Below are 16,848 nucleotides of genomic sequence, written 5' to 3' on the forward strand. Positions count from 1 at the left end.
GTCCTTTCCACAAGGAGGGGTTCAGGAACCGCTGACGGCGAAGTTCGTGACCTGTTTGGCGTTGTCCGCGTTGACCAGCACGCAGTCCACCGACTGCTTCTCCGGCTGCGACGCCTTGCCGCCGGCCTTCAGGTACGCGTCGGCCTGGTCGACCGCCATCTCGGAGATCTTGCTGGCGGGCTGCAGGACGGTCGCCTTGATGCCGTCCTTGAGGATCGAGCTGACGACGTCCGGGCTGCCGTCGAAGCCGACGACGATGATGTTCTTGTGGCTGCCGGCCTGCACCGCCGCGTACGCCCCGAGCGCCATCGTGTCGTTGCCGGCGATGATGCCCTTGATGTCGGGGTGGGCCTGCAGGATCGTCTGGGTCTTGCTCAGCGCCTCGGCCTGGTCCCAGTTCGCGCTCTGCTGGGCGACCATCTTCAGGTCCGGGAACTGATCGAGGATGCCGTGGTAGCCCTGCGACCGGACGCCCGCGTTGGTGTCGGTGGCCTTGCCGGTGAGTTCGGCGTATTTGCCCTTGTTGCCCATCAGCTTGGCGAACTCGCTCCCGCCCAGGCCGGCGCCCTGTGCGTTGTTGGAGACGATCTGGGCGACCGCGATCCCGGTCTTGTTGATCTCACGGTCGATCAGGAACGTCGGGATCTTGGCGTCCTTGGCGCGCTGGATCGCGGCCTCCGAGGAGTCGGCGCCCGCGTTGTCGAGGATGATCGCGGCGGCCTTGCGGGAGATCGCGGTGTCGATCTCCTGGCTCTGCTTGGTCGGGTCGTCGTCGTGGCTGAGCACCAGCGTGTCGTAGCCGAGCTTCTTGGCCTCGGCCGCCGACGCGTCCTGCTCGGCCTTGAAGAAGACGTTGTCCGGCGACGGCGTGATGATCACGATCAGCTTGGAGGCGGCCGGGGTGGCGGCGGACGACGACGAGGAGTCGTCCGATTTGTTCCCGCAGGCGGTGAGGGCGAGGGCGACGACGACAATCGGAACGAGGGGACGGAATCTCATGAAGAAGCGCCTTTCTGAAGGGAGGTGAGGCCGGACTGCAGGCGCTGCTGGGCCTGCTCGGTGATGACGGCGAGGACGATGACGGCGCCCTTGACCACCGACTGCCAGAAGGTGGAGACCCCGACGAGCACGAGCCCGTCGCTGAGGAATCCGATGACGAACGCGCCCATCACGGTGCCGACGACGGTCCCCCGGCCGCCGCTGAGCGCCGTGCCCCCGAGTACGGCCGCCGCGATCGCGTTCAGTTCGTAGGTGGTGGCGGTGTCGGGGTAGGCCGCGCCGAGTTCCGAGGTGAGCAGCAGGCCGGCGAGGGCGGCGCAGCATCCGGAGAGCACGTACACGGCGATCTTGACCCGGTTGACCCGGATGCCGGCCAGGGTGGCCGCGCGTTCGTTGCCGCCGACCGCGAAGACGCGGCGGCCGAACGGCGTGCGGGTGGTCAGCACGATCGCCCCGGCCGCGACCACCACCATGATCCAGACCGCGACCGGGATGCCGAGCAGGCTGTCCACGCCGATCCAGTGGAATCCGGTGTTGCCGCGCGCTTTCGTGCCGGCCAGGTCCGGGAAGGTGCCGCCGTTGCTGAGCAGCTGGGCGGCGCCGCGGGCGACGTAGAGCATGCCGAGGGTGGCGATGAACGGTGCCACCCGGAACCGGGTGACCAGCAGCCCGTTGACGGCACCGACCAGGGCGCCGACCACGATCCCGACGACGATCACGACGGCGACCGAGAAGAAGATCGTGCCACCGCCGACGTGCAGGCCCTTGAAGAGCAGCCCACCGGCGATCATGCTGGCGAGCCCGGCGATCGAGCCGACCGACAGGTCGATGCCGCCGGTCAGGATGACGAAGGTGACACCGATCGCGAGGATCGCGTTGATCGCCACGTGCTTGGTCATCAGGATCAGGTTGCTCTGCGTCAGATACTCCGACGAGATCGCGCTGAAGAAGATCACCAGCAGGATCAGCACGACCAGCGTCCGGCCCCGCAGCAACAGAAGAGCGGCGCGGGAAAGCTTTGCTTTCCGGTCCGGGTTCCCGGTTTTTTCGTACGCCGTGCCGGCCCCCGCCGTCCCAGGCACAGCGTCCTGAGGGCCCGATTCATCCGGGCCGCCCGGCGCCGAGCCCGGGTCATTGTCCGCGGCCCGATGCCGCGCGGTGCGATCAACCATGGCGAGCTATGCCTCCGGGCCGGAAGGAGCGGTGGAAGATGCGGACGGACCGTCAGGAGCAGGCGCCGCACCCGCGGAAGGACCGTCGGGAGCAGAAGGCGCCGCACCCGCCGAAAGACCGTCGGGAGCCGCAGGTGCCGGGGATGCCGACGGCGCTGAGACGGCGGCCAGGACGCTGTCCGAGGCCGAGGCGCGCACGAGGGCTTCCTCGGTGGCCTCGGCCCGGCTGAACTCGGCGGTCAGCCGGCCGCGGGCCATTACCAGCACGCGGTCGGCCATCGCCAGGACCTCGGCCAGTTCGGACGAGATGAACAGGACCCCGTATCCCTCGGCGGCGAGCCTCGCCATCAGGTCGGCGATCTGAGCCTTGGCGCCGACGTCGATGCCGCGGGTCGGCTCGTCGAGCAGCAACACCACCGGCGATGTGAGCAGGGCGCGGGCCAGCACGACCTTCTGCTGGTTGCCGCCGGAGAGGGCGGTGACCGCGGCGGCCAGCCCGGGGCTCCTGATCGCCAGCTCGTCGACCTGGGCGGCGGCCGTGCGGCGCTCGCGGTCCCCGCCGAGCAGGCCGCCGCGGGTGAACCGGCCGATGGTCGCGATCAGAATGTTGTCGCGCACCGACATGGTCGGGACCAGCCCGTCGCGCTGCCGGTCCTCCGGCACCAGCGCGAGCCCGGCCGCCAGCCGCGCCTGCACGGTGCCCTTCGGCTCGGCGACACCCTTGATCAGCACCTGGCCCGAAGCGGCCCGGCGCACGCCTATCAGGCACTCGACCAGTTCGGTGCGCCCGGCGCCCATCAGCCCGTAGATGCCGACCACCTCGCCCGCCCGGACCGCGAGCGAGACGTCGTCGACCAGCGGCCGCACCGGTCCGGGTGCGGTCAGCCCGCGTACCTCGAGAAGCGTGTCGCCCAGCGGCGCGGTGTTGTGGGTATAGAGAGTGCTGGGATCGCGCCCGACCATCTGCCGCACGATCCACGCGGTGTCGGTTCTGCTCATCGACTCGTGGGCGACCAGGTTGCCGTCGCGGAAGACCGTCACCCAGTCGCCGATGCGCCGGAACTCGTCGAGCTTGTGCGAGATGTAGATGACCGTGACGTCCTGCGACCGCAGGTCGGCCATCACGTCGAACAGCACGTCGACCTCGTGGTTGGAGAGTGCCGAGGTCGGCTCGTCCATGATCAGCACCCGGACGTCGGTGAGCAGTGCCCGCCCGATCTCGACCAGCTGCTGCTGCCCGATCGGCAGGTCACCGACGAGCGTGTCCGGGTCGAGGTTCTGGCCGAGGCGCCGCATGACCTCGCGGGTGCGGCGCTTCTGCGAGCGGTCGTCGACGAAGCGGCCGCCCCGGCGCAGCTCCCGGCCGGCGAACATGTTCTGCGCGATCGACAGGTTGGGAAAGAGCGACAGCTCCTGGTGGATGATCCCGATGCCGAGCGCCTGGGCGTCGCGCGGGCTCCCCAGCACCACCGGCGACCCGTCGAGCAGGATCTCGCCGCTGGTCGGCTGCTCCGACCCGGACAGGATCTTCATGAGCGTCGACTTGCCGGCGCCGTTCTCGCCGACCAGTACGTTCACCTTGCCGCGGTAGGCCGTGAACGTCACGTCCTTGAGCGCACGCACCCCGCCGTAGTTCTTGGCCACGTGGTGCGCTTCGAGGATCTCCATCACGAGACCTCGAGCGAGGCCGGCACCAGGAAGATCGTCCCGGGCGCCAGTGCGGAGAACGCCCCGGCGAACGTGACCTTCCTACCGGTGATCGTCTTGAGGTCGACGTGCGCGATCACGTCGGTCTTGGCGCGGTCGTTGAGTTTGTTGGCCACATCGGCGTACGCGATCTGGTTGGTGAAGTCGCCGAAGGCGATGAAGCCGACGCCGTCCCGCAGCGCCGTGCCGGCGATGACCGGCCCGGTCGCGATGGTGACCGCGAGCGGCTTGCCGCCGGTCCGCGGCACCTCGACGGTCATCGGCCCGGTCGGCACCGACGTGTCGACCTTGGTGACCGTGCCGGTGCCCTTGACCAGATAGGCGAACGGGCTGCCGGTGCCGGCCTGGTGCCCGTACTGCTTGCCGGCCGCCTCCGGGTCCTGCGCGATCGCCGCCGCGACCGTCGTGACGTCGACCGCCTTGCTCTGCACGGTCGGCACGATCTTGCTGGCCCAGACGCCGTCGACGTAGGTCTTGGCGTCGAACGCCTTGGCTCCCCCGGCCGCGGACCCGGACTTGTCGCTCTCGTAGGAGTAGACCCCCGGCACCTTGGCGCAGGCGGCGAGCGAGAGCAGGAGCACCAGGCCGACGGCGGCCCGGAGACGAGTGCTCAACATCATGGTGAATATCCATTCATTGGCGACTGGACATGCAAGTACTGTGAACTCCTGATGTCGGCGTTGTCAACGGGGTGCTCGTATTCGCCCCACCGGCTCTCCGGCCGGGAGGGTCGGCCCGGCTACGCTTCGTTGACGAAAGTGGAGGAGGCGCCGTGAGCCCGAGGCTCGACGCGAACGCGGGAGCGGATCCGTACTCGGCCGCTTCCGATCACATCCGGCTGCTGACCAAGGTCGCCCGGATGTACCACGAGCGCGGGCTGCGCCAGCCGCAGATCGCCGAGCATCTGCACATCTCGCAGCCCCGGGTCTCCCGGCTGCTCAAGCAGGCGGTCGCGGCGGGAATCGTCCGCACGGTGGTGATCACCCCGCGCGGCGTGCACTCGGAGCTCGAGGAGGCGGTCGAGCAGCGGTACGGGCTGGCCGAGGTGGTGGTCGCCGACAGCGACGGCCAGGCCGACGAATACTCGGTGACCCAGGCGATCGCCGCGGCCGCCGCGATCTACCTCGAGACCACCCTGGCCCGGAGCGACCGGGTCGGCATCTCGTCGTGGAGCGCCACCCTGCTCGCCACCGTCGACGCCATGCACCCGGCTCCGAGCCTGGCCGCCGAGCGGGTCGTGCAGATCCTCGGCGGCGTCGGCACGAGCGCCGCCCAGAGCCAGGCCACCCGGCTCACCGGCGGGCTCGCCCGGCACACCCGGGCCGAGGCGGTCTACCTGGTCGCGCCCGGCCTGGTCGCCAACGCCGAGATGCGCGACGCGCTCGTCCGCGAACCCTCGATCGCCGCGGTCATCGAGGCCTGGCAGGACCTGACGGTCGCGCTGGTCGGCGTCGGCAGCCTCGAACCGTCGACGCTGCTGCGCCAGAGCGGCAACGCGATCGCCGACGAGGAGGAGCAGCGGCTGCGCGAGCTGGGCGCGATCGGCGACGTGTGCATGCGCTTCTTCGACGCCCACGGGCAGCACGTCGACTCCGGGCTGGACGACCGGGTGCTCGGCATCAGCGCCGAGACGCTCAAGAAGGTTCCCCGCCGGGTCGGTGTCGCCGGCGGGGAACGCAAGTGGAAGGCGATCCGCGCCGCACTCGGCGGCGGATGGCTGAACGTGCTGATCACCGATCAGGCCACCGCCGCCGAGCTGGTCCGGGATTAGCTCACCATCAGCCTCATACGGTCGTAGCGGGTGAGCGGGAACTGCCCGTCGTCGGTGCCCTGCAGGATGATCGAGATGGTCTGGCCGCGTTGCGCGTCGGCCGGAATCTCGACGGTGGACCCGGCGATCGCGACGGCGCCGGGATAGGTGCCCTCCTCGCGGTACTGCCACCAGGTCGTGGACACACGATCACCGTCTGGATCATGCGTACGGGAAGAAAGCGTGACCGACGCGCCCGGCCTTACCCCCAGGTAGTCGCCCTGCACGATCTTGACGCTCGGCGCGTGGTTGACCTTGCGGTAGTCGCCGGTCAGCGTCCAGCTCATGCGGGCCGCGAAGTCGTTCTGGGCCGCGCCCGCCCAGCGTAGCGTCGTGTTCGGATCGGTGACCATCGTCCACAGGTCGGGCGAGGCGGTGGTCTGGGTGGCCTGTCCGCCCCAGCCGCCCAGCGCCGGATCGGCGGGATTCTGCAGGCCGGTGTTCAGCAGTGGGTTGAACGCGACGTTGTCACCCTCGGACAGGAAGTCGTAGGGGCCGAGCGGCTTGCACCAGCCGCCGGGAGCCTTCGCCGGGTCGCCGAAGATGTCGAGCGGGTCACCGGGCATCGACTGGCCGTCCAGCCAGGAGCGGTAGAGCTTCCCGTACGGTCCGATCTGGATGTTCTTCTTGATCCAGTCGCCGGTGAAGTAGACGTGGTCGGCGGGCAGGCCGCGCGTGTTCCCCTTGCCGGCGTTGCAGTTGTAGCCCCAGGTGGCGTAGCCGGCCGACAACTGCTCGACCTTGAGCGCGGGCCAGTTCGGGGCGATGTAGTTCGCGTAGGTCTCGTCCTGGAAACCGCTGGCCAGGATGACCGCCTTCCGGCTCACCCGTGCCTTGATCCGGGCGTCGTGCGGATAACGCTCCTCGATCGACTTGAGCGCGCGGGCGATCGTGTTGGTGCCACCCCAGGCCTGCAGATAGACCGGCCGCGGGTCGTGGTCGAGCAGCAGGTCGCGGATCAGGTTCGAGCCGGCGGTGTCGTGCGACATCTCGCCCTCGAAGTCGACGTTGCCGACCTTGACCGTCGTCAACAGGTCGGCCGGCTTCGGATAGGCCGGATCCTGACGGCGCAGGTTCGGATAGACCCGGGCGTACGCGGCGAGCGCCTGATTCTGGATGGTCCGCGTGCCGGTCCAGCGCCACGACGTCTGCGGCGTCGGGTATTCGCGGCCCGGCAGGAAGAACTCGGTGCCCTTGCCGTCGCCCGCCCAGTGGAAGCGGCTGGCGGTGTAGACGATGCCCTCGGTGTCCAGGTCGTCGGTGTAGAGCAGGTAGCGGATCAGGGAGGCGTAGTCGTCCTGCTCCATGTCGGTCGTGACGACCGTGCGCGGCTTCCCTTGCCTGTCGTTTGCCGCCGCCTTGTCACTTGCCGCCGCCGGGACCGCGACCGCGAGCACCGCGCAGCCGGCGAGCGCGGCCGTCAGCCCGAGCGTCGGGGAAGAGATGCCATGTGAACCCCTTCGCGTGTGAATGTCTATTCACTCTTGAATGGAACTTCACTCGGCATCTAATGCGCCCCGATCGATGGCGTCAAGATTTCGTTCTTCATCAGTCCGTCACAGTCCACTCCGCGGTCGGGTAATAGCGGCCGAGGTGGAGAGTGATGTAGAGGTTGGTGGGCACGCCGAGCGGCAGAAAATCGAGGATTTGATCGACCTCCGCACCCGGGCCGAGCATGGACGCCACGTCCGGCCGCATCCGGGAGGGACCCACTGGGTCGCGCTCGCGGGATTCCAGCCATACATCGGTCGCCAGCGAGCCGTCGAACGGCATCGTTCCCACGTTACGCAGCTGGACCACAAAGGAGCTCACGCCCGCGTCGCTACCGCGCACGACAAGCAGCTGCGCCGCGAACCCGAAGTCCCCGGAAACGTTGAGGGGAGTGCCGAGCGCAACCGGCCCGACCATGGGCGAGAGATCACCGAAGGCGTCCGCGAAGGCCCGCACATTGATCTCCGGCATGTCGACCGTACGCCGGTTTGCCGCCAACGCCCGGTCGAGGCGCTCGGTCCGCTTGCGCTCGAGCGTCCCCTGCGCCACGACGACCAGAGCGATCAGGATCCCGGCTATGCCGGCCAGCGCGGACACGGAGCGGAGCCACGGATACGTCGCCCTCCCCCGTCGGTGGACCGGTTCCTCAGCTCTGGGCTGACCGGCTTCCTGGGCTGTGGGCTCACCGGCCTCTTCGGCTCTGGGCACGCCGGGTTCTTCGGCTCTGGGCACGCCGGGTTCTTCGGCTCTGGGCTTACCGGGTTCGACCGGGGTGCTTGTCTGCGGAATGGCGCCCTTGCGCCAGAACCCTCGCGCGGCAAGCAACCCGGCGGCGGCTACCGAGACGGCAAGCGGCGTTTCGCGGTGGGCGCCGAGCTTGCCCATCAGGCCGAGCACCACCCACAGGCCGACGGCGACGGCCAGCGCGGCCAGGAACGGCCAGCGCACCAGCCGGTGCGGCGTCGCCGGTTCCCGGGGAGCCGTCGGTCCCGGTGGAGCCGCCGGTCGCCCCGGCCCTGCCACGCCGGTCCGCTTGCGCCGGGTGACCGTGACGGCGACCGCAGCCGCCGTCACGGTCACAGTTACGGCAAGCAGGACGATCAAGCGGCGGCGCTGCACGGTCACGGGCCGCCGCATCGGCCGCGGCGGCCCCGACCTGACGAGATCCGACTACCAGACCTGGACCCGCTCACCCGGCTGGGCGAGCGGGCCGGCCGGGCCCTCGGTCTTGCGGACGCCGACGAGGTCGACGTCGAGGATCGCCGGGGTGCCGTCGGGCTCCTCGAACTCGGCGTCGACGATGCGGGTCGGCGGCAGGTCGCGGCCGGAGACGGCCGCGATGCGGACCGCGTCGAAGCCGCTCGTCGAAAGGTAGACGTGCTCGCCCTCGTCGACGATCGAGGCGGTCACGTCGGCCCGGACCGCACCCTGCTCGCCCTCGAACGGGGTGGCGCCCGGCCCGTAGACGTTGTCGCGGATGTAGACCGGCTGCTTCACGTCCTCGAACCGGTTGTGGTCGCCCAGGGCGGGATCGCCGGCCCGCGCGATGAAGTCCGCCAGCGACGTCGTGTGCCCGTTGTAGAAGGCCGTGCCATAGCCCGCCGCTTCTCCGTCGCGCGAGCCCGGCCCGTACGCCGAAGCGATGTCACCGCCCAGAAAGACGTTCCCGACGTAGCGGTCGTCGCCGGCATGAATCGCCGCGTAGCCGGCGACCTGCGTGCTGTGCGGCCGGTGGTAGGGCGTCGGGCGTTCCGGCACCGGCACGACGACCAGCGTTCCGCAGACCAGGTTGCTGACGAACGCACCGCCCTGGCTCATCAGCTCGATCGAGGCCGGTGAGCCGAACACGTTGTGCTCGAGCAGGTAGGGGCCGTGGCTGACCTCGACGTAGATGTCGCGGTTGTTGCCGTAGATGAGGTTCCGCGACACCCGGGTGCCCTGGGTCTGCCAGTCGAGCCAGATGCCGAGCGTGGTGTCGTGGATGCGGTTATGGCGGATGACGACGTCGATCGCGGCGTGCAGCTTGATGCCGGCGATCTCGTGGCCGTAGAACTCGCGTTTGACGGCGATGTTGTAGATGTGGTTGTCCTCGATAGTGGAGAACACGCAGCCCAGGTGGCCGACGATGGCGTTCTGTCCGCAGTCGTAGATGGTGTTGCGGCGCACAACGTGTGAGCCGATGTGCTCACGGTCCCAGCCGATCTGCCGGGCCGCGAACACCGACTCGAGCTGGTACTGGTAGCCGGGCTTGTCGCCGCGGTGGGCCGCGAAGTTGTCGCCGGTCGACGCCTCCTTGCCGAGCGAGACGGCGGAGCATTTGGCGTCGTGGATGAGGTTGTCCTCGATGATCCAGCCCTTGGCCCAGTTGGGTCCGATCAGAGCGGGCTGGTCGGCCGTCGGCGGGGTCCAGGGGCAGGCGGCTTGCGCGAGTTCGAAGCCGCGGACGGTGATGTAGTCGAGGTGGTGTTCGGTCGGGTAGAACACCGAGCGGCGTACGTTGATCTCGGTGGTCTCGGTGTTGGGGTCCGCGCCCTGGAAGTTCGCCCAGATCGTCGTGCTCTCCTCCTCGACCTCCGCGTGCCAGACGTACCGGGTCTGCTCGACGTCGTGGACGCCGACGGTCGTGCCGGTCCGGTCGTCGACCACGGTGGTCCGTTCGGCCGGGTTGCCGACCTCGTCGCGGCTGCCCACCTCGTAGAAGCTGCGGCCGTTCAGGTAGACCTCGCCCAGGTGGATGCCGCTCATCGGGCGGACCACCCAGTCGCCCCACACTTCCTCGGCGTACGGGTTGAAGTCGCCGAAGAGCGCGTTGCCGACGACTGCCTTCCAGACCGTGCCGCCGTCGCTGACCCAGCCGGTGATCCGCTCCGAGCCCTTGATGACCACGTGCTCGCCTTCGGCGGCCTGGTAGGTGATCCGGCGCGTGTCGCTCAGCCCGCCGTGCCGCGGCTTGACCCACTCCCGGTACTCGCCGGCGTGGACCACCACCGTGTCTCCCGGCTGAGCGACGGCGGCCGCGCGGTTGATGGTGCGGAACGGGGCGGCCTGATCGCCGGAGGAGGAGTCGGAGCCGGTCGTGGCGACATGAAAAACACTGGTCATGCCTTCGGACTCTAGAATCTAAGCGCTTAGAATGTAAGCTTTCGGGAGGAGAGCGTTGGCCAGGTCACCGACCGTCTACGACGTCGCCCAGGCGGCCGGCGTCTCGATCGCCACGGTCTCGTTCACCTTCAGCCGGCCGTCACGGGTGCGGCCCGCGACACGCGAGGCGGTTCTCGCGGCCGCCCGGGCCCTCGGCTACGTCCCGAGCGCCAGCGCCCGCGGGCTGGCCGTCGGGCGCACGAAGTCGTTCGGCCTGATCTTCTGGGACGGCAGCACCCCGCCGCCAGGCCCGTTCGACGAGGTCAACGCCGGTCTGCGCCACTTCCCGCGCTGGGTCCACGAGGTGCAGTACGGCATCGAGCGGGCGGCCTGGCGGCACGGCTACGCGATCATGGTCGGCGACGGCGACGCCACCGACGTCGACACCACCGCGGTCGACATCGCCGGCCGGGTCGACGGCCTGGTTCTGCTGCCACGCATGCTGAGCCCCGAGACGCTGATGCGCGTCGCCGAGCGCATCCCCGTCGTGTCGGTCACCGAGGGCGCCGCCGACCCGCACCTCAACAGCATCACCGTCGACAACCGGCAGGGCATGACCGACCTCGTGCGCCACCTGGTGGAGGTCCACCACATCCGCTCGGCGACCTTCGTAGGCGCGCCCGACACGGCCGACTACCGGGCCCGCTTCGCCGCCTTCCGTGACGTGCTCGAGCAGGCCGCCCTCCCGGCGCTCGACGACGCGGACCGCCCCGACGCGTACGTCTGCCGGACCGACGCCGATGCACTGGACCTCCTCACGGAGCTGCGAGGCAGGGGCATCCGCGTCCCCGAGGACGTCATAGTGACCGGCTTCGACGGCCTCGCGGCCGGTCTGATCTCGCAACCGACGCTCACCAGCGTGCGCCAGCCAATGTACGACCTGGGCGTCGCCGCAGTCGACCTGCTGCTCAACCGCATCGCCGACCCCCGGAGCCCGGCCGAGCACCGCCGGTTTCCGGTCGAGCTCACGGTCCGGCACAGCTGCGGCTGCCCCGCCTAGCCGATTTCGGTCGCCGTCACGACTCGTCCCTGGTAGCCCGGAAGCGGCCGGCGGACAATCCGGGGCGGTGACACAGTTGCGGGTGCTGGGTGATGTCGAACTCCACGTCGGCGGGCGGGAGGTCGAACTCGGCCATGCCCGGCAACGCGCGGTCCTGGCTGTGCTCGCCGTTGAGGCCGGTCGCCCGGTTCCGGTCGCCGCCCTGGTCAGCCGGCTGTGGGCGGAGCAGCCGCCGGTACGCGCCGAGGGCGCCCTCTACAACTACCTCTCGCGGCTTCGCCGAGCCGTGGCCGGGTGCGACGACCTTCGGATCGTCCGGCGGGCCGGCGGCTATCAACTGTCCATCGAGCCGTCCCTGGTGGACATCTTCCGCTTCCGGCAGCTGGTCGACGAAGCTCGGAACGCCGGGACCGCGCCGGTAGCCCTCCTCGACGAGGCGCTCGCCCTGTGGCGTGGCCGGCCGTTCGGCGAGCTCGACACGCCGTGGTTCGATCAGGTACGCGAGCAGTGGGAGGCCGAGCGGCGGGCGGCCGGGCTGGACCGAGCGGACGCCCTGTTGTCGCTCGGCCGGGCCGGGGAGACGCTGGCCTTCCTCCGCGCCGCGGCCGCCACCGAACCGCTGGACGAACGCGTGGCCGAGCAATACCTGCTGGCCCTCTACCGCTGCGGGCGGCAGGCCGACGCGCTCGTGCACTACGAGACCCTGCGCCGCCTGCTCGCGGACGAACTGGGTGCCGGCCCCGGTCCGGCGCTCCAGCGGCTGCACCAGCGGATCCTCACCGCCGACCCGGGGCTGGACATGCCCCGCCGTACGGCGCCCGTGCCGCGTCAGCTGCCGGCACCGCGCCCGTTCAGCGGTCGCGCCGCCGAACTCGCCGCGCTCGACGCCCTCGTCGAACTCGACGGCGACCGGCAGGCCACGGTGGTGATATCCGCCCTGTCCGGAACGGCCGGCGTGGGCAAGACGTCGCTCGCCGTGTTCTGGGCGCGCCAGGTCGCCGACGACTACCCGGACGGGCAGCTGTACCTCAACCTGCGGGGCTTCGACCCGGGCGGTGCGGCGTTGAGCTCGTCCGAGGCACTGCACCACCTGCTCGACGGGCTGGGCGTCCCGGCCCCGCGCATACCGCGTACACCCGAAGCGCAGCAGGCCCTCTACCGTTCGCTGACGACCGGCCGGCGGATGCTGGTGATGCTCGACAACGCCCGCGACGCCGACCAGGTACGCCCGCTGCTGCCGGGCACCGCCTACGCGGTCGTCCTGATCACCAGCCGCAACGAGCTGACCGGGCTGGTCGTGGCCGACGGCGCCCAGCCGCTGGTCATCGGCTTGATGAGCCGCGCCGACTCGTACCACCTGATCGTCGACCGGATCGGGCCGCAGCGGGCCGCCGCCGACCCGGGCGCGACCGACGACCTCATCCGCTACTGCGCCGGCCTGCCGCTCGCCCTCGCCGTGGTCGCAGCGCGCGCCGCGACCAACCCGCGGCTGTCCACGGCCGACCTGGCGTCCGAGCTCAGCGACTCGCGGCAGCGGCTGGACGCGCTCGCGACCGACGACCCGAGCACCGACGTACGGGCCGTGCTGTCCTGGTCGTACCGTGCGCTGACGCCCGGCGCGGCCCGCCTGTTCCGCCTGTTCGGCATGCATCCAGGCCCCGAGATGTCGGTCGCCGCCGCGGCGAGCCTGGCCGGCCTGCCGATGGCCGAGGTGCGCCGGCTGCTGACCGAGCTCACGCGCAACAACATGATCGACGGCAGCCGCGTCCCGGGCCGGTACGCCCTGCACGATCTGCTGCGCGCCTACGCCGAGCAGCAGGCCGCGGACGACGAGGACGCCCGGCGCCGGATGTTCGACCACTACCTGCACACGGCGTACGCGGCCGCCCGGATGCTCTCGCCGCACCGCGCGGCGATCGCCCTCGACCCGACCGCGGACGGCGTGCTGGTCGAGTCCTTCGCCGCTCGCGACGAGGCACTGGCCTGGTTCCGCCGGGAACGAGCCGTGCTGACCGAGGTCATCGCAGCGGCCGCCGCCGCATCGGCCGACCGGCACGCCTGGCAGATCGCGTGGTGCCCGGTCGAGTACTTCGATCGTCAGGGCCACTGGCAGGACTGGGAGGACACCCAGCGGATCGCGCTGGCGTCGGCCCGGCGGCTCGGCGATCCGGAGGCCGAGGCGGTCTGCTGCCGGCTTCTCGGGTACGCGTGTGCGCGCTCCGGCCGGCCCGATGAGGCCCGCGCCTACCTGGGCGAGGGGTTGCGCTTCGGCGAGCAGAGCGGTGACCTCGTCGGCCAGGCGCGGGCGCACAGCTACCTCGGGGTCCTCAACGAGCGCGAGCACCGCTACAACCTGGCGATCGAGGATGCCGACCGGGCGCTGGCGCTGTACGAGGCGGCCGGCTACCGGGTCGGCGTGGCTTTCGCGTACAACACGCTCGGCTGGTACCGGGCCCTCGACGGCCGGCCCGACCTCGGACACTGCCGGCGCGCGCTCGAGCTGCACCGGGCGCTCGGCAACCGGGCCGGCGAGGCGGCCACCTGGGACAGCCTCGGCTACCTGGAACACCACCGCGGCGACCACGAGCGGGCCGAGGAGTCGTACGCCCGCGCCCTCGTCGTCTACCGCGAACTCGGCGACCGGCCGGGCGAGGCCGGCACCCTGACCCGGCTCGGCGAGCTACGGATCGACGCAGGTCGGCCCGAGCCGGCCCGGACGGCCTGGTCCGCCGCGGTGGCCATCCTCGACGAGATCGACGACCCGGCGGCCGAACAGCTTCGCGCCCGGCTCCGTGAGCTCGGCTGACCTGCGCATCAGAGGTTTCCGACAGGTTCGGGAGGGATCCGCCGGGGAGCATCGTGCGCGTCCCATCGACAGTTCCCGGGGGGAAACCACGATGAAGCTCAGACTGATGCCCGTACTGCTCGCGGCCGCGTCGGCCGCAGCACTCCTGACGCCGGCCGCGGCGGCCGCCATGCCGCCCTGCCAGAGTGCCAACCCGCCACCCATCTGCGACGGCGAGGGCGGTGGTGGCGGCGGCCCGGTGTGGCCGCCGACCACCGTGGACGTGACCGGAACCTTCACCTACCAGGACACCGGCGGCCCGAGGCCGATCGCCTTCGCTCAGGTCGAGGTCTGGCGGTTCGAGCCACGCACCCTCGGGATCTGGGGCTGGGCCAAGGACTTCACGATCGCCACGGACGCCAACGGTAAGGTGTCCGCCCGGTACGGCTTCGACGAGCCCGGCGTCATCTACGCGTTGCGGATCTTCGCATCCAACTACGCCGCGGTCGTGTGGCCGGACGACGCGCACACCGAGCCGTTCCGAGAGCAGCCGGGCGAGCCGGACGGCCAGGTGATCGAACGCACCGTGCAGCAGGCCGGCGACGTCCTGGACTTCTCGTACGCGTTCACCGACAGCTGGAGCAGCAAGCACTTCAACCTCGCCGAGACCATCCGGCACGGCTACGACTTCGCCGCCGCCCGTCGCGACCCCGCCGAGTCCGATCCCGTTCCCCGGGTCGCCGTCCAGCCCACGACGTGGACCCGTACCTGGTACAACGCGCCGGTCGACACCATCGCCGTCAACGAGAACGACGTCATGATGGATCTGGACGCCCTGCACGAGTACGGGCACTTCCTGGAAGAGCAGATCGGCAGCCTTCCCTGGATCGTCTCGTCGCACCAGCTCTGCTCGGCGAGGCTGCCCGCCGGCGAGGTCATCAACGGTCCCGGCGGCGACATCGTCGACAGCCCGGAACTCGCCTGGATGGAGGGTTTCGCCGACTGGTTCGCGCAGGCGGTGGCCCGCGCCGATCCGGGCGCGGGACTGACCGCCGGGAACGGCACCCCGACCACCGGCCGGCTGGAGAACCCATCGTGCCCGGAGGCCGGCGACTACATCGAGGGCAACGTGGCCGGGGTCCTCTGGGACCTGACCGACGGCCCGTCGGCGGCCGAACCCACCGACACCGTCTCCGACCGCGAGACCGCGATCTTCCAGATCATGGACCACGAACTCGACGTCGCGCCGGGCGCCGGCGACTGGCCCGAACTGCGGCGCCTCCGCTCGGCCTGGATCGCCCGCGGCCTCGGCCAGGCCGCGTTCGACCCGATCCTCCTGCTCAACAACATCCCGATCCCGGTCGTAGCGCCGACCCAGACGCCGACGGGGCCCAGTCAGAAGGTCTGCGACAAGAAACCGTGGACGCCCGGCTGCGACTGACGATCACGCCCGCGAGAGGTGCTGCCCTGACAGCACCTCTCGCGGGGCGGGCCGGTCACGACGCGGGCCGGTCACGACGCGGGCCGGTCACGACGCGGGCAGGCCGTCCAGCCGGGCCAGCACCTGCAGCATGACCTCGTCGGCGCCGGCCCCGATCGACGTCAGCCGGGTGTCGCGAAGCAGGCGCGCGGTCCACGACTCCTCGAGGTAGCCCATGCCGCCGTGGAACTGCAGGCACCAGTCGGCGATCTCGCGGATCAGCCGGCCCGCCTTGAGCTTGGCCACCGTGGCGGCCCGGGTGACGTCCTCTCCCGCCATGATCGCCTCGCACGTCTGGAGGTTGTGGCTGCGCAGCAGGTCGACCTCGGCCTGCAGCTCGGTCAGCCGGAACGCCACGTACTGCCGGTCGGCGAGCGGCCGGCCGAAGACCGTCCGGTCCTTGATGAACTCCCGGGTGCGGTCGAGCGCGTGCTGGCACTGGCCGGCCGTCGTGTACGCCGCGAAGACCCGCTCGACGACGAACTGCTGCATCTGCTGCTGGAAGCCGCGGCCGACCTCGCCGATCGTGTTGGCCACCGGCACCCGCACCTCATCGAGCTCGAGCTCGGCGGTGTCGGAGCAGCGGTTGCCGAGCTTGTCGAGCGTGCGCACGACCGAGAACCCGGGTGATGACGTCGGCACGACGATCTGTGACATGCCGCGGTAGCCGCCCTCGTCGGAGGTGCGGGCGAGCAGGCACAGCCAGTCGGCCTGGGCGCCGTTCGTGATGTACATCTTGCGGCCGGTGATCACCCAGTCGTCGCCGTCGCGGACCGCACGGGTGCGCAGCCGGGCGACATCCGACCCGGTGTCCGGTTCGGTGACGGCGATCGCGGCAACCGTCCGCCCGGCGATCGCCGGGGTGAGAAACTCTTCTTTCAAAGCTGGACTGCCGTACTGATGGAGCGACGGGGTGGCCATCATCGCCTGCACGCCGATCGCCATGCCGACGCCGCCCGCGTGGATCCGCCCGTACTCCTCGGCGGCGACCAGCTGAAAGCTGTGGTCGGCGCCCTCGCCACCGAAGGCCTCGTCGTATTCGAGGCCGAGCAGGCCGAGCGCGGCCGCCTTGGGGAAGAGATCGTGCAGCGGTGCCCGCCCGGCCTCCTCCCAGGCGTCGACGTGGGGGTTGACCTCGGTGTCGACGAATCGGCGAACGCTGTCGCGGAACGCGCGGTGGTCCTCGGTGAGCCGCATGGGTCGAAGTTAGCGACGCGGCGCCCAAGAAACAAGCGCGCTTGCTTGTTTTTCCGAGGCGTGCCA

The 16,848-nt window shown here is 70.4% G+C and carries 12 protein-coding genes; 4 read left to right on the forward strand and 8 right to left on the reverse strand.

From position 1 onward, the window contains the following. Positions 1-21 precede the first annotated feature (21 nt). The 4 genes from ACIA5C_RS33055 to ACIA5C_RS33070 all read right to left on the reverse strand — a co-directional run bounded on the left by ACIA5C_RS33055 (position 22) and on the right by ACIA5C_RS33070 (position 4,498). The gene (locus ACIA5C_RS33055) at positions 22-999 is read right to left on the reverse strand and encodes a D-ribose ABC transporter substrate-binding protein (RefSeq protein WP_396062000.1); all 978 of its coding nucleotides are present in this window, start codon (positions 997-999) and stop codon (positions 22-24) included. Continuing rightward, complete coding sequence (locus ACIA5C_RS33060; protein ID WP_396062002.1) at positions 996-2,081, reverse strand: ABC transporter permease; 1,086 nt, start codon at positions 2,079-2,081, stop codon at positions 996-998. Before ACIA5C_RS33060 ends, ACIA5C_RS33055 begins: the two co-directional genes overlap by 4 nt. Positions 2,082-2,177: 96 nt before the next feature. Next, a complete protein-coding gene (locus tag ACIA5C_RS33065) occupies positions 2,178-3,839 on the reverse strand; it encodes a sugar ABC transporter ATP-binding protein (RefSeq protein ID WP_396062004.1) in 1,662 nt (553 codons plus the stop codon). After that, entirely contained in the window at positions 3,839-4,498 is a 660-nt protein-coding gene (locus ACIA5C_RS33070) for a DUF2291 family protein (RefSeq protein ID WP_396062006.1), read from the reverse strand. The genes ACIA5C_RS33065 and ACIA5C_RS33070 overlap by 1 nt, the downstream gene beginning before the upstream one ends. 152 nt (positions 4,499-4,650) lie before the next feature. Between ACIA5C_RS33070 and ACIA5C_RS33075 the strand changes: the two genes are divergently transcribed. Further along, positions 4,651-5,649: a sugar-binding transcriptional regulator gene (locus ACIA5C_RS33075; protein WP_396062008.1), complete on the forward strand. Its 999-nt coding sequence runs from the start codon at positions 4,651-4,653 to the stop codon at positions 5,647-5,649. Here ACIA5C_RS33075 and ACIA5C_RS33080 read toward each other — a convergent pair. The 3 genes from ACIA5C_RS33080 to ACIA5C_RS33090 all read right to left on the reverse strand — a co-directional run bounded on the left by ACIA5C_RS33080 (position 5,646) and on the right by ACIA5C_RS33090 (position 10,281). Next, positions 5,646-7,085, reverse strand: a complete 1,440-nt coding sequence (locus ACIA5C_RS33080) for a nucleoside hydrolase-like domain-containing protein (RefSeq protein ID WP_396062010.1) — start codon at positions 7,083-7,085, stop codon at positions 5,646-5,648. The genes ACIA5C_RS33075 and ACIA5C_RS33080 overlap by 4 nt on opposite strands. A 151-nt stretch (positions 7,086-7,236) precedes the next feature. Next, on the reverse strand, positions 7,237-8,127 hold the full coding sequence (locus ACIA5C_RS33085) for a hypothetical protein (protein WP_396062012.1): 891 nt from the start codon (positions 8,125-8,127) through the stop codon (positions 7,237-7,239). 222 nt (positions 8,128-8,349) lie between these two features. Continuing rightward, the gene (locus tag ACIA5C_RS33090; protein WP_396062014.1) at positions 8,350-10,281 is read right to left on the reverse strand and encodes a right-handed parallel beta-helix repeat-containing protein; all 1,932 of its coding nucleotides are present in this window, start codon (positions 10,279-10,281) and stop codon (positions 8,350-8,352) included. Between the two features lie 55 nt (positions 10,282-10,336). Between ACIA5C_RS33090 and ACIA5C_RS33095 the strand changes: the two genes are divergently transcribed. From ACIA5C_RS33095 to ACIA5C_RS33105, 3 genes are all read left to right on the forward strand, one after another. Continuing rightward, positions 10,337-11,320 carry a LacI family DNA-binding transcriptional regulator gene (locus ACIA5C_RS33095; RefSeq protein ID WP_396062016.1) on the forward strand — a complete coding sequence of 328 codons (984 nt, stop codon included), beginning with the start codon at positions 10,337-10,339 and terminating at the stop codon, positions 11,318-11,320. A gap of 67 nt (positions 11,321-11,387) precedes the next feature. Next, a complete protein-coding gene (locus ACIA5C_RS33100) occupies positions 11,388-14,126 on the forward strand; it encodes a BTAD domain-containing putative transcriptional regulator (protein WP_396062018.1) in 2,739 nt (912 codons plus the stop codon). Between the two features lie 91 nt (positions 14,127-14,217). Continuing rightward, positions 14,218-15,546: a hypothetical protein gene (locus ACIA5C_RS33105; protein ID WP_396062020.1), complete on the forward strand. Its 1,329-nt coding sequence runs from the start codon at positions 14,218-14,220 to the stop codon at positions 15,544-15,546. Positions 15,547-15,633: 87 nt separating this feature from the next. Here the strand turns inward: ACIA5C_RS33105 and ACIA5C_RS33110 are convergent, their stop codons facing one another. Next, on the reverse strand, positions 15,634-16,782 hold the full coding sequence (locus ACIA5C_RS33110; protein WP_396062022.1) for an acyl-CoA dehydrogenase family protein: 1,149 nt from the start codon (positions 16,780-16,782) through the stop codon (positions 15,634-15,636). Positions 16,783-16,848 lie beyond the last annotated feature (66 nt).

Origin of the sequence: Actinoplanes sp. NPDC051343, assembly GCF_044455125.1 — a bacterium.
Taxonomy (GTDB): Bacteria; Actinomycetota; Actinomycetes; order Mycobacteriales; family Micromonosporaceae; genus Actinoplanes.

Coding starts and splice junctions, on each gene's coding strand:
- ACIA5C_RS33065 (WP_396062004.1), bottom strand. CDS start 3,839: ATGGAGATCCTCGAAGCGCACCACGTGGCCAAGAACTACGGCGGGGTG.
- ACIA5C_RS33055 (WP_396062000.1), bottom strand. CDS start 999: ATGAGATTCCGTCCCCTCGTTCCGATTGTCGTCGTCGCCCTCGCCCTC.
- ACIA5C_RS33070 (WP_396062006.1), bottom strand. CDS start 4,498: ATGATGTTGAGCACTCGTCTCCGGGCCGCCGTCGGCCTGGTGCTCCTG.
- ACIA5C_RS33090 (WP_396062014.1), bottom strand. CDS start 10,281: ATGACCAGTGTTTTTCATGTCGCCACGACCGGCTCCGACTCCTCCTCC.
- ACIA5C_RS33110 (WP_396062022.1), bottom strand. CDS start 16,782: ATGCGGCTCACCGAGGACCACCGCGCGTTCCGCGACAGCGTTCGCCGA.
- ACIA5C_RS33105 (WP_396062020.1), top strand. CDS start 14,218: ATGAAGCTCAGACTGATGCCCGTACTGCTCGCGGCCGCGTCGGCCGCA.